A 12,716-nucleotide genomic window follows, 5' to 3' on the forward strand; every position below is an offset into this window, starting at 1 on the left:
GACTATTTTTAGTCCCCAAAACGAAATAGTTAATGACCAATCATAATGAAATTTCTTCCTTCATCTGGAATGTATGTGATGATGTATTGAGAGGACTGTTCAAACAACATGAATACGGAGATGTAATTCTTCCTTTTTTAGTTCTTAGAAGACTAGACTGTGTTCTTGATGGTAAGAAAGAAGATATAATAAAAATACACCAAGAGTATAAAGATAAATTCGAGGATACTTCTAAAATTATCCATTCTAAACTCAACCTTAAATTCTCAAATTATTCAAGATATGATTTGAATAGGTTGAAACAAGAACCGAATAAACTCTCAGATAATTTCTATGATTACCTAAGTAGTTTTTCTACCAATGTTCAAGATATCATTCAAAATTTTGGTTTACAGAAACACATAGATAAATTAGATTCAAACGATAAACTATACCTACTTGTTGAAAAGTTCACAGAGGTAAATCTTCATCCTGATGTTGTGGACAACCATACCATGGGACAAATTTTTGAGGAACTTCTAAGAAAGTTCTCAGAGATGTCTAATGAAACTAGTGGAGAACATTATACACCAAGAGATGTAGTTCGTTTACTTGTTTCTCTTGTGTTTTCTCAAGACACAGAAAAGTTATCTCAACCTAACAAAATATTATCTATCTATGACCCTTGTTGTGGTACTGGTGGTATGTTAACCATTGGTAAAGAATGGTTAAAGAAGAATATTAATGAAAAAATAGATGTAAACCTATTTGGACAAGAACTCAACCCACAAACCTACTCTATTTGTAAATCTGATTTTTTGATTACTGATGAACAACCCGATAATATTAAATTGGGTTCTACTTTAACAAATGATCAGTATAGTGATGGTAGTAGAAAGTTTGATTATATGATTACTAACCCTCCTTTTGGGGTAAGTTGGAAATCAGAACAAAAGAAGGTTGTAAATGAATCTAATGAGGATAACGGAAGATTCTCTGTAGGTACACCAAGAGTAAGTGATGGTTCTTTACTTTTTCTACAACATATGATATCCAAAATGGAAACCCAAGGTTCTCGTATTGGTGTGGTCTTTAACGGTTCTCCTTTATTTACTGGAGATAGTGGAAGTGGGGAATCTGAGATACGAAAATGGATTATAGAAAATGATTGGTTAGAGTGTGTAGTTTCCCTACCCGACCAACTCTTTTTTAATACAGGGATTTCAACCTATATATGGATTGTTACCAACAAAAAGAACAAAACAAGAGAAGGTAAAGTACAGTTGATAGATGGTTCTTCTTTTCATAAATCAATGAAAAAATCATTGGGAAGTAAACGTAAGTTTATTGATGAAGAACAAAGAGACGATTTACAAAAAATATATACAGATTTTAAGGAAGGGAAATTCTCTAAAATATTCGATAATGAGTTCTTTGGTTATACCAAAGTTACCATTGAACAACCCACAGTAAAAGATGGTAAAATTGTAAAGGATAAGAAAGGAAACCCAAAACCAGATTCTAAATTAAGAGATAACGAACGTATACCATTATCTGAGGATATTAATAAATACCTTGAGAGAGAAGTTAAACCACACTTACCTAATTCATGGATAGATTCAAACAAGAGTAAAGTGGGTTATGAAATCAATTTCACTAAATATTTTTATCAATATAAACCTCTTAGAAGTTTAACAGAAATCACTCAAGATTTGTTGGATTTAGAAAAAGAATCGGAAGTTTTATTAAATCAAATAATTGATTAATGAAAGGGAGATACGATTCATATAAGGATTCTGGAGTAGAATTAATTGGTGAAATACCAAAAGAATGGATAAAGACTAAACTGAAATACGTCTCCAATATCTGTGGAAGAATCGGATATAGGGGATATACCGTTGAGGATATAGTGGATGAAGGAGAAGGTGTAATAACTATCAGTCCAAGTAATATTAAAGAAGATCAGTTTAGTACTGAAAATTCAACTTTTTTAAGTTGGGATAAATATTATGAATCACCTGAAATTCAAATATTTCCTGATGATATAATTCTCGTAAAAACAGGGTCAACAATTGGAAAAACTTCAATTATTCCTCAAGGGGTACCAGAAATGACTATAAACCCCCAATTGGTAGTTCTTAAAAAGATTAAATTATTTCCTAAATATTTTTATTATCAAACAGTATGTAAATACATAAAAAACTCCTTTGACATAGAACAAACAGGAAGTACAACACCTACAATTTCTCAAGAAAAAATTAATGATTTTCCTCTTTTATATCCTCCCGTTCAAGAACAACAACAAATAGTACAATACTTAGATACCAAAACCTCTTTAATTGATTCCCTTCTAAAGAAAACCGAAAAGAAAATTAAACTTCTTAAAGAACAAAGAACCTCTTTGATCAATGAAGTTGTTACCAAAGGTTTAAACCCTAATGTAGAACTAAAAGATAGTGGTGTTGAATGGATTGGAGAGATTCCAAGTCATTGGGTTGTTAAACCATTAAAGTTTATTATTGAAAATCTTAATTCTGGAGTTAGTGTCAATTCTGAAAATGTTCCAGTAGAGGATGAAAATGAGATGGGAATATTGAAAACGAGTTCGGTCTATGGAAATATTTTCAGACCAAACGAGAACAAGAAAATTCTCATAACAGAATATCAAAGGATAAAGTGTTCAGTATTAAAAGACTCTATTATAATTAGTAGAATGAATACACCTCAGATGGTAGGTTCAAGTGGTTACATAGACAGAGATTACAAAAATTTATTTCTACCCGACAGATTATGGATTACTGAAATTTTCAAAGGAGTTGATTTATCTGTGAAATGGTTAAGTTATGTACTCAAATCAAATAAATTTAGAAGTGAATTATCCTCTCGTTCGACTGGAACAAGTCCGAGTATGAAAAATATAACTAAAAGTGACCTTTTAACAATTAGAATTCCTTATTTATCATTAATCGAACAACAACAAATAGTTGATTTCTTGGATAAGAAAACCAACCTCATTGATTCTACTATCTCTATTGAAGAAAAGAGAATAGAACATCTAAAAGAATACCGTCAATCTCTAATCTCTGAGGTGGTAACTGGGAAAATAAAAGTAACCGATTAAATTATGGGGAACGTACCAACAGAAAGAAGATACGAAGAGTATATAGAGAACTATTTAACCTCACTTAACGATGATGGTTTACAGTATAAATCTAGAATCCATAATTCTTCTGATAAATGGTACGATAGAGAGAAGTGTATTATTGGTGAGGAATACATTCAATTCTTAAAAGATACTCAAAAAGACACCTATGATAAACTTCATAAAAAGTATGGAGAGAGTACAGATAGAAAAATTGTAAAAAGATTATCAGATGAAATTGGTAAGAAGGGTTTAATTCATGTTCTCCGTAAAGGTTTTAATGAGATTCAAGGTGGAAACATGAAAACGGTTTACTTCCAACCTAGTAGTTCGTTAAATCAGAAATATAGAGAAGATAAATACTTAAAGAACAGATTACTACTTGTTCGTCAACTTCACTACTCCCCAAATTGTGAAAACTCTATTGATATTGTTCTTTTTGTAAATGGTGTTCCAATTCTTACTATAGAACTAAAAAATCAACTTACAGGACAAACAATTCAAAACTCCAATCATCAATATAAGTTTGATAGAAACCCAAAAGGTGAACCTCTATTACAATTTCAAAGATGTATTTGTCATTTTAGTGTAGATAATGATAGAGTAGAAATGACCACCAAATTAAACGGTGAGGATACCTTTTTCCTTCCATTTAATAAAGGATTAGAGAATCCTATAAATCCAAATGGATACAAAGTTTCTTACTTATGGGAAGAGGTTTTGACACCGACTTCTTTATTAGATATTCTTGAAAATTTTGTTCTGTTCACTCATCAATCTGATTATATATGGAGTGACCAAAAAAACAAAGTGATTGAAAAAAAGAAAGAGGTTTTAATCTTTCCTAGATACCACCAATTAGATGTAATTCGTAAACTTCAAAATTCTGTAAGAATAGATGGAGTGGGTACAAACTACCTAATACAACATACTACAGGTTCAGGTAAATCGTATTCCATAGGTTGGTTATCCTTCATGTTAATCAATCTTTTTAAAAATGATGGACAAGAAAGAATATTTGATTCTGTAATTATAATCACCGATAGAAAAGTACTGGATAAACAACTCCAAGATACCGTTAAGAGTTTAGAGAAGGTACAAGGTGTTGTTCAACAAATCAATAAAAATTCAGAACAATTAAAAACCTCCCTTGAATCGGGTAAAAATATCATTATTACTACCATTCAGAAATTCTCTGTAGTAGTTAATAAAATGAAAGAACTCAAAGGGATGAAGTTCGGGGTAATTGTAGATGAGGTACATTCATCACAAGGAGGAAAAGGAACAAAGAACCTTAACAAAACCCTTTCTCTTAATCATGAAGATAAAGTAGGGATAGATGATGAAACCATTAATGAAGAAATCTTAAAGATTCGTTCGGAGATGAAATCTCGTCAAAAACAAAATCATATTTCTTTCTTTGGATTTACGGGGACACCAAAACCCCAAACCATAGAAATTTTCGGAACACCTCAAGAAGGTACAACTGAAAAAAGACCTTTTCACACCTATACCATGAGACAATCTATTGGTGAAGGATTTACTCTTGATGTTTTGAAATCGTTCACCCCTGTCAAAAGATGGTTCAAATTAAAAGGAACGGGAGAAGATGTTGAACTACCACAAAGTAGAGGAAAAAAGGAACTGGTTAAATGGGTAGATTCCAACGAAAAAACAATTACAAGAAAGGTAAATGTAATTTTAGAACACCTATTAAATACTACGGTAAAATCTATTGAAGGTAGAGGAAAAGGAATGATTATAGTTCGTTCTATTGAAGATACAATTAAGTATTTCAAAGAAATGAACAAACAACTCAAGGAGAAGGGATTACAAGATAAAATTAAATGTATAGTTGGGTTTAGTGGAGATTTCAATTATAATGGGGAAAAGGTTACTGAGAGTGACCTAAACAAGGAAAACGGGTTCGATAGTAAAGATATACCGAAAGGATTCAAAAACCCCTTATATCGTGTTCTAATCGTTTGTAATAAGTTTCAAACTGGTTTTGATGAACCTCTCTTACACTCCATGTTCGTAGATAAATCGTTAAATGGTGTTCAGTGTGTTCAAACCCTTTCAAGGTTGAACCGAAAAACAAAAGGAAAGAAAAGTACGTTCGTTTTAGATTTTGTGAACAAGGTAGATTCTATTCAAGAATCATTTCAAAACTTCTATGAAACAACAATTCTATCAGAGGAAACTGATCCTAATTTGGTATACGATATTTTAGATAATATTAGAAATTATGGGTTATTTACCTCTCAAGAAATTAATGATTGGAGTTCTATTTTTTACCAAGACAGACGTAAAGATGATGGAATATTACAACCCATACTCAATGTAGTTATTCAGAGATGGGAAGAACTTTCACAAGAGATAAAAGATGAATCTCGTTCTCAGGTTTCTAATTATTGTAAGTTGTATGGTTATGTTTCTATGGTACATCAATTTGATAATATTGAATTGGAAAGACATTACATATTCTTAGAGTATTTAAGGAAGAAATTTCCAGTTGAAAGTATGGATAAATTGGATGTTTCTAATCTAGTTGATTTAGAATCCTTAACCCTTGAGGTAAAGAATAAACAATATATAATACTAGAGAATCAAGATACTCTATTTGAACCTCACACCTATGGAACTGGTGGTGGTAAGGATGAGGAAGAATTTGATTTACTCTCTGAGATTATTCAGAATATAAATGATCTTTATGGAAATGTACCGGAGGGAACAGAAGAAAGTTCAAGAAAACTTCTAACTGATATGGTGAATGATGAAGAGTTCGTACAGGTGGTGAATTCAGATAACACTGATTCGAATAAAAGAGATAAACTGAAAAAGATTTACGAGGGTAAAAACATACATACGTTGGATGTTAGTACTAAACTCTATGAGTATTTCGAAAACAAGGAAAACAAAGATAGATTGATACAGTTATTTATCTCAAGACCTGATTTAATGAATCAGTTGAGAAGTTAATTTATATCTCTCAGAAAAGATAGAACTAATAGGTAAAATAATATTAATGTCTGAAACTCGTATAAGTACCTCGAACCACAACAAAGATTTTCTACTGAATGAATTAAAACTCATTCAATATAGAAATACTACAATCTTTGAGAATCGTAATTATTTCGTCTTATCACCATCTGTACAAAATAAGAATAACTGGTTTGATATTAGAAATGTAAATCTTATAAAATTTCCCAAAGAAAAAAAAGGAAAACTCTTGATACGGTTATTTGATGATTTTATCTTAATTGATCTAAGAGAGTTTATGAAGGAACAAATAGATGGAGATCCGTACAATACCAACAATAGTGGAATACATTGGAAATTTCAGATAAGAACAACTGAGAAAGGTGAAGTTTATATTTATAACACTAAAACAAAAGAAAAATTCTTTGTTGAGAAAACTGATAAAAATGGAGTATTAAAAGACTTTTAAATATTCCCTAACAATGAAAGGGGTTCTTTTAAAAATTACACACTAAAAATTCCTTGATCTTATTCCATACTATATCAATTTCCGAATCTTCTATACTTTCATTGTTAAACCTCAACTTAAAACTTATCCTTCATACCATCTTCCCACTTGATAAGATCATCTTTCCTTATATATTTTGAATGAGATGATATTTCTATTAATGGGAGTCCATATCTCTTTCTCCATACTTCTATTGTAGTTCTATTAACCCCATACATTTTTTCTAAATCTTGTTTAGTTATTCTGTCGTTATTTTCCATTTTCTTTTTTAAACATTTCTTGAGTCTTTTTACTTCGGTTCAAACCGTCATATTCTTTTATATAATCTCTCTCATTTCTATTAAAGAGAATAACTCTTTAGTATTAATATTATCTGTATTCAGAAATTCTAAAATTTTTATAACTAATTTTTTTATTACTCTTTCAACAACATTATATCTAGTTAAATCCATATTATATCAGAGGTGTTTCCATAATTTCATTTTTATCCATATAACTTCTGAATCCATATTCATCATAAATAAAATGGGTGTCCACTTCTCCATAAAGTCCATTACATGATTTGATTGGATCTAGTCCATTGTAATCGTCCTCCCAAATATATCCACCTATAAATCTAGATAGTTCCCTATAGAGGTTCTCTTCATCATTATACTCAATCAAAAGGTGAGTGTGATATTTCCCCCTCTTATTAGTATCACTTTCAATCGAGTAGTGAGTAATAATCTTATCTCTTTTTTTGAGTTTTCTGTGAAGAGTTTTTACTTGTTTCCTTAATTCATCTTTGGATGGATTAGTAATAGTTCTAGTACCTATTTTATTAATCTTTCTAAACATTATACCTATTGTTTTCATACTACCTTTTTAAGTTTTTATAATAGAGTACCTATACCCTTAGAGGTATTGATTACTCAAATAAAACGGGAAGATGGATGGACGATTTCAACCACTCTCGTGGTATTTTATTACAGTTTCAACCTCTTTCCTACTATAAGTATGAGAGATTTATATAATCGTATAGAAATGATGAAAAGAATTTGATATTTTTGAATTAGATTGGAACCCATATAGTTTGTTGGAACTTCAGAAGTTCTAAAATGGAACTATTAGAGTTCCATTGTTATTTATAAAACATTGATAATCAGTAGATAAATATACTGGTTCTATTACAGGTGGGACCACTTAGTAAACTCGTAACATACTGTAAATAGTAATGTTGCGAGTTTTTTCTTTTTTAAGGGTGCTTCACAGTGTGCTAATAATGGTTCTCAGTGAATTATCTGCTTTTTTATCTACAACTAAAGATACAAATTTCAAGCCTTATTGATAAATTCAAACGTTGTTTTGCTTCGACTTTAGATTAATTGTATGTTCGAAAACTAATAATTAAACAAAAGTGGACTAGTAAACCTTTTTAAGGTTGGCTTAGAATTCATTTCGATACAATTTCCTTCCGTAGCTGAACATATAATAAGTAACTATCCAAAATAATATGTATAGCAATAAATAGAAAGTGAATGACCCCCAATAATATCCAACGTTTTCTTTTATGGCATTTGATAATTCCGTAACCAAAATTGGCACGAACAAAACTAATCTTGCAACAAATCCGATACTCATAAAAATAAGGGCAATGGCTAAAAACTTCTTTATTATTGGTGGAAATCCCATAGTATAACAAATATATTTAATTTTACTCATGTGTTTTGATGTATTCAGTTATAGAAAAATATTTAACCTATTTTCTAGTCTAGGGGGGTATTAAAAAAATCATCTTTTTACTCGTTAATATGTAGATGGTCTATCTTGAGATAAAAGCTCTAAGCAAAATTAGATTAAAACCGACGTTTAGCTTATATAATAAATAAATTGAAAGAGCTCAGAACGATATATATACTTGGTGTTATCTTATATTTTAAAAAATCAATATAACCCAAATAGAATCAGTCTTTTTTAAATCAAACTTCTATTTCAGGCAAATAGGGTTATATATTGGATATTTAAAGTTACACCTGCTTATTATATCAGTTTTAGTTACCTACAGAAAGTGCATACGTGCGCATGTAGCCAGATTTTTGTTAAAATTATCGTTTATATCCGACAGGAATTTTCTTTATTTTTAGGGCTTTTCGGGTAGACAACCATTCAATGTCTCTTTTCTATTACCAATAGTAAATTTTACAAACTATATTTTAACTTTATGGATGACATTCGTACCTTTTTAATTGAATTCTCAAACAGATACCCCAAATCATTTCTAAAAATTGAGAAATACGGAGAGAATTTCCTTCCAAGAGATGTTAAAGATCCTTTCAAATACGATTCTAATTACATTAAGCGACATATACTTAAAAATACTTTAAAGGGGATGGAATACATTCCCATAGATTCAGCTCAAAAAGAAGATATAAAGAAATCTAAGGGAATTTTTGACTTGACTTTAATAGATTTTGAAAAACTCTCGACCGATTTAGGAATTAACAAATATGATGTTAAGGATTTGTGCAATGATTTTTTGGATAATGAAATTATAGAAATTAGAAACTTTTTATTTTCGTGCAACAAATTTAAATGTTACATTTTTTGGCAAGAACTGGATTTAGAGTTAAATGAAATAGAAAAGGATTTAGATAGTATTTGGGATTCATTTGTCCCAAATTGGTTTCAAAAAGAAATTACTCTTCAATTAAAAGAAAATCTTAAATCTTTAAAATCAACAATAGGCAGTGATATTACAACTGTATATCCCGATATCACAAACTCAGCGAATAAAATTAAACCTTCCAGTACATCACCGCAAATTCGTCATTGGCAAAGGATTGCCGAATTAATGGCTAATGGTATAATAACGATTAACGAGACAGGGCAGTACTTGTTTAATGGAAATATAGTTCTTGAAGAAAAGAGAGCTAGTGAATTAGTATCTGAATACCTGGACAACGAAATTAAACCTCAATCTATTAAACCTTATTTAAGCAGAACAAAATCTAACAGTAAAGATGACAAGAATATTTTTAGAGATTTTAGAATAAAAGACCTCATGTTAATAAGTGCAAAGGCGGATAGAGAAGATTGTCTAAGCGAATTCTTTAAAAAACGATTGGACATTATTATTAAAGAAACTAGTTAGTACTTCAAGAGTACCGTACTCAGACATATTTCAAAGTCATTCAGAATAGTTTTGTCAAATCAAATACAACGAAGTGTTTGTGTAAAATTATTTTCAATGATAGTAAAATCATTACAATTAAACGGTGTTGGTTTAGACGAATTCCAATCAATCATCGGGAGCGCAGTTACCAAAGTACTGCAAGAGCACAAAGAACTTTTCTATAGTTCAAAAAGGGAGTTTCAAGATGAATATCTATCTAGAAGTGAAACAGCTGATTTTCTAAAAATCTCTAAAACAACTCTTTGGAGCTTAGACAAATCTCAAGTACTTCCAGCAAAGCGATTAAATGGGAAGGTTCTTTATTTAAAAAGCGAATTATTAACCTTTTTAAATGAATCAGCATGATTGTAAGAGCAAATTCTACGGACAAAATCGAAAGGCAAATGGATTATTTAGAAACTGAAATTTCTAAACTTTATTTGGATCTTAGCCTTGGGAAATTGTATTTATATGGGTTGTGGGTTTCAAGATTAAATGGTGAACTTGTTTTAAGACCAAAATGGACTTTTGCAGTTCCTGATTACAACAAATACCTAAGTTTTTTCAAAACACACAATTTAATACATTGGGGGGGCGGGTCAAATAAATTCCTGCTAGATAAAGATTTATTTCAATCGTATAAGGTAATTGTTGAAATTAAAGACAGTGATACTGTTGAATCTATCCTTGACTTAGGAAGAAGAATTCCTGAGTTTAAAAATCTCTACTCTAAGGCATTAGCCTAAAAATTCAACAATTTATTTAAACACATAGCGATGCTCATAAAAGCATAGACGGGCATTGCTATGTTTAATTTTTAAAATTAAAATAATGAGATATAAAAATACGTACATAACACTGGAAGCTAGTCTATTTAAGCATTTAGAGAATAATATTAATAGATTCAATTGTCATTTTTCAGAAAATGACAATAATAAAGTAATGATTGATAAAGCCGTTTTCATGATAGACTATATACGGCATCAAAAAAGTATAAGAAAGGATGATATAACTCCTGGTGGATATATAAGGGTACCTTCTAAATTTTTAAATATTTATTTACAAAAAGATCTTCGAAAATATAAGGATTTCCTCGTTCGATATGGATATATAAAAACAATACCTTATTGCAAGGAAGATTCAAAATCGTATGGTTATAAAGTATGTTTTTTTGAGAATAAAAGAGACCAAAAACATGAAATTGAAGAGTATTCGGCTTACGAATTTCTAAGCTTTACTTACGAAAAGTTTTTATCTAAATCTTTAAAGCAATATGCTAAAATAGAACAAAAAAAAACTGCTGCTGAACGGACAACTAAGCATTTAACTAAATGGTTGAACGGAGAAAATATTCAGGCAGATTGGCAAGCTGCATTTAAGTTTTTAGAAAAGGACCAGTCATTGTCATTAGACCAAAAAAAACAATACTCTTATAGTATAAACCGCATAAGGTTGGACCAATGGTATTTTTTAAGAAGTACAAATGATAATAGACTTCATTCTAACTTAACCAACTTACCTTCTACTTTACGTAAATATTTATCCCATAATGGGCAAAAGTTGGTGTCGCTAGATATCAAGACGTCTCAACCTTATCTGTTGGCAGGTGTGTTTTACTTAATAATAGAAAAGAATACCGATTCCTTAGAGTTTCTAAAACAAGGATTGAGATGTAAACAAGTTAGAGACAAGTTTGATACTGTAATGAATTCCATAACTCTGTCAGATGCCACTATCGCTGACTTTAGGGCGTACAAGAGTTTGGTTTGCGATAATGATATTTATAATTATATTGGAAGTAAGTTATCTTCTAAATTTATTAGTACGGTAAAGTCAGCGAACACTAAAGGAGGCTATTTTGATAGTGTATATAATACTGAATTGGGTAGAAAAGAGAAAACGCATTTTAAGGACCTTAGAGGCTTTTGCAAGGTGTTAGTATTAGAATATATGTATTGCTCCGTTGAGAATAACAGTTTGCGTTTAAAAGAGCTTAGACGGGTATATCCAGATGCTGTCAATGAATTTATTGATGACTTTAAATACTGTAAAGAATTGGAAATCCCTAAACGATTAGGTAGAAGGAGAAGAACTAAAAGGCAGAAAGAAATAATCTCTAGGTCCAAAAAGTTATTTTCTAAGTTTTTACAACAGTTAGAGGCCTTTATAGTTTTGGATATAGTTACAAAAGAACTATCAAAGGTCTATCCCAAAATGTTTATGACTACAATTCATGATAGTATAATTGTACCTAAAAATTATAAAAATGAAGTGAAAACATTTTTACAAAAGAAACTATTTGAAATGTTAGGAGTAAGATCTGAAATTAAAAGTGAGCTTTGGGAAGCTTAATTAATCAAAGTGACTATATGTTTGTCTAATAAAGTCTTATTCATTGTAATAATATTAATATGTTCAACCCAAAAATCACTGTCGTCAGTAACTAAATAATAACCTTTCTTTTTACACAAATTATAATAGTAATAATCATTAAAATCAAGACTTTTTGGGGGATTAGACATTACGTGCTTGAATTTAAAAGAAGAACCAAATTCGTCGCTTATCAGGTCAATAGAGGTGTTATAACTTTTAATATCATCACAAATAAGATTATAAGCTATGCTGTATTCAGGGGTGTTTCTATATACCTTTTTATAGTAGTCACTTGTTGGAACAAATTTCGGGGTTCTTTTTCGAACCCCCTTAATATGTTTTTGAAAGTAGACCTCTCTAATGATTCTATTTATAACTTCCGATATTACTAGGGCGGGAACAACAATTCGTGCTTTTTTGTTTTCTATAATTTTTTCAAAAAAAGCTACATAAGCCCTGTCTTTATGAGAAAAATTATTCTTTGGAACCAATATTTTGAGCCAAATATTAGCATCTAAAAAGTATTTCTCAGAATCCTTAATTGTATATGTGGATGCATTATAATATGAGTAAGACATATT

12 protein-coding genes are annotated in these 12,716 nt (G+C 30.2%); 8 read left to right on the forward strand and 4 right to left on the reverse strand.

Translation table 11 applies throughout. The features are described 5' to 3' along the window. Positions 1–32 precede the first annotated feature (32 nt). The 4 genes from ACJJVP_RS05995 to ACJJVP_RS06010 are packed head-to-tail and all read left to right on the forward strand — an operon-like array spanning position 33 to position 6,572. Positions 33–1,745 carry an N-6 DNA methylase gene (locus ACJJVP_RS05995; RefSeq protein ID WP_405411690.1) on the forward strand — a complete coding sequence of 571 codons (1,713 nt, stop codon included), beginning with the start codon at positions 33–35 and terminating at the stop codon, positions 1,743–1,745. Next, complete coding sequence (locus ACJJVP_RS06000; protein WP_405411692.1) at positions 1,745–3,100, forward strand: restriction endonuclease subunit S; 1,356 nt, start codon at positions 1,745–1,747, stop codon at positions 3,098–3,100. The genes ACJJVP_RS05995 and ACJJVP_RS06000 overlap by 1 nt, the downstream gene beginning before the upstream one ends. 3 nt (positions 3,101–3,103) lie before the next feature. Further along, complete coding sequence (locus ACJJVP_RS06005) at positions 3,104–6,103, forward strand: type I restriction endonuclease subunit R (RefSeq protein WP_405411694.1); 3,000 nt, start codon at positions 3,104–3,106, stop codon at positions 6,101–6,103. A 46-nt stretch (positions 6,104–6,149) separates the two neighbouring features. After that, a complete protein-coding gene (locus ACJJVP_RS06010; protein WP_405411697.1) occupies positions 6,150–6,572 on the forward strand; it encodes a hypothetical protein in 423 nt (140 codons plus the stop codon). Between the two features lie 116 nt (positions 6,573–6,688). On the opposite strand, the gene ACJJVP_RS06015 is transcribed toward ACJJVP_RS06010, so the two are convergent. From ACJJVP_RS06015 to ACJJVP_RS06025, 3 genes are all read right to left on the reverse strand, one after another. Beyond that, positions 6,689–6,871 carry a hypothetical protein gene (locus tag ACJJVP_RS06015; protein ID WP_405411698.1) on the reverse strand — a complete coding sequence of 61 codons (183 nt, stop codon included), beginning with the start codon at positions 6,869–6,871 and terminating at the stop codon, positions 6,689–6,691. A gap of 193 nt (positions 6,872–7,064) precedes the next feature. After that, positions 7,065–7,466, reverse strand: coding sequence for a hypothetical protein (locus ACJJVP_RS06020; RefSeq protein WP_405411701.1), 402 nt, complete (start codon positions 7,464–7,466; stop codon positions 7,065–7,067). 570 nt (positions 7,467–8,036) lie between these two features. Further along, complete coding sequence (locus ACJJVP_RS06025; protein ID WP_405411702.1) at positions 8,037–8,312, reverse strand: hypothetical protein; 276 nt, start codon at positions 8,310–8,312, stop codon at positions 8,037–8,039. Positions 8,313–8,811: 499 nt separating this feature from the next. Here ACJJVP_RS06025 and ACJJVP_RS06030 point away from each other — a divergent pair, with 499 nt between their 5' ends. The 4 genes from ACJJVP_RS06030 to ACJJVP_RS06045 all read left to right on the forward strand — a co-directional run bounded on the left by ACJJVP_RS06030 (position 8,812) and on the right by ACJJVP_RS06045 (position 12,114). Next, positions 8,812–9,741, forward strand: coding sequence for a hypothetical protein (locus ACJJVP_RS06030; RefSeq protein WP_405411705.1), 930 nt, complete (start codon positions 8,812–8,814; stop codon positions 9,739–9,741). A 96-nt stretch (positions 9,742–9,837) separates the two neighbouring features. Next, complete coding sequence (locus tag ACJJVP_RS06035) at positions 9,838–10,128, forward strand: helix-turn-helix domain-containing protein (RefSeq protein ID WP_405411707.1); 291 nt, start codon at positions 9,838–9,840, stop codon at positions 10,126–10,128. Beyond that, entirely contained in the window at positions 10,125–10,508 is a 384-nt protein-coding gene (locus tag ACJJVP_RS06040; protein ID WP_405411708.1) for a hypothetical protein, read from the forward strand. Before ACJJVP_RS06035 ends, ACJJVP_RS06040 begins: the two co-directional genes overlap by 4 nt. A gap of 85 nt (positions 10,509–10,593) precedes the next feature. Continuing rightward, positions 10,594–12,114 carry a hypothetical protein gene (locus tag ACJJVP_RS06045; protein ID WP_405411711.1) on the forward strand — a complete coding sequence of 507 codons (1,521 nt, stop codon included), beginning with the start codon at positions 10,594–10,596 and terminating at the stop codon, positions 12,112–12,114. On the opposite strand, the gene ACJJVP_RS06050 is transcribed toward ACJJVP_RS06045, so the two are convergent. After that, positions 12,111–12,713 carry a type II toxin-antitoxin system VapC family toxin gene (locus ACJJVP_RS06050; protein WP_405411712.1) on the reverse strand — a complete coding sequence of 201 codons (603 nt, stop codon included), beginning with the start codon at positions 12,711–12,713 and terminating at the stop codon, positions 12,111–12,113. The two genes, ACJJVP_RS06045 and ACJJVP_RS06050, sit on opposite strands and share 4 nt — an antisense overlap. Positions 12,714–12,716 lie beyond the last annotated feature (3 nt).

This window comes from Maribacter sp. Asnod1-A12 (genome assembly GCF_045063735.1).
GTDB lineage: Bacteria > Bacteroidota > Bacteroidia > Flavobacteriales > Flavobacteriaceae > Maribacter.

What these genes read in the sequence shown, in the direction of transcription:
- ACJJVP_RS05995 (WP_405411690.1), top strand. Translation starts at nt 33, where the DNA reads ATGACCAATCATAATGAAATTTCTTCCTTCATCTGGAATGTATGTGAT.
- ACJJVP_RS06000 (WP_405411692.1), top strand. Translation starts at nt 1,745, where the DNA reads ATGAAAGGGAGATACGATTCATATAAGGATTCTGGAGTAGAATTAATT.
- ACJJVP_RS06005 (WP_405411694.1), top strand. Translation starts at nt 3,104, where the DNA reads ATGGGGAACGTACCAACAGAAAGAAGATACGAAGAGTATATAGAGAAC.
- ACJJVP_RS06010 (WP_405411697.1), top strand. Translation starts at nt 6,150, where the DNA reads ATGTCTGAAACTCGTATAAGTACCTCGAACCACAACAAAGATTTTCTA.
- ACJJVP_RS06015 (WP_405411698.1), bottom strand. Translation starts at nt 6,871, where the DNA reads ATGGAAAATAACGACAGAATAACTAAACAAGATTTAGAAAAAATGTAT.
- ACJJVP_RS06020 (WP_405411701.1), bottom strand. Translation starts at nt 7,466, where the DNA reads ATGAAAACAATAGGTATAATGTTTAGAAAGATTAATAAAATAGGTACT.
- ACJJVP_RS06025 (WP_405411702.1), bottom strand. Translation starts at nt 8,312, where the DNA reads ATGAGTAAAATTAAATATATTTGTTATACTATGGGATTTCCACCAATA.
- ACJJVP_RS06030 (WP_405411705.1), top strand. Translation starts at nt 8,812, where the DNA reads ATGGATGACATTCGTACCTTTTTAATTGAATTCTCAAACAGATACCCC.
- ACJJVP_RS06035 (WP_405411707.1), top strand. Translation starts at nt 9,838, where the DNA reads ATGATAGTAAAATCATTACAATTAAACGGTGTTGGTTTAGACGAATTC.
- ACJJVP_RS06040 (WP_405411708.1), top strand. Translation starts at nt 10,125, where the DNA reads ATGATTGTAAGAGCAAATTCTACGGACAAAATCGAAAGGCAAATGGAT.
- ACJJVP_RS06045 (WP_405411711.1), top strand. Translation starts at nt 10,594, where the DNA reads ATGAGATATAAAAATACGTACATAACACTGGAAGCTAGTCTATTTAAG.
- ACJJVP_RS06050 (WP_405411712.1), bottom strand. Translation starts at nt 12,713, where the DNA reads ATGTCTTACTCATATTATAATGCATCCACATATACAATTAAGGATTCT.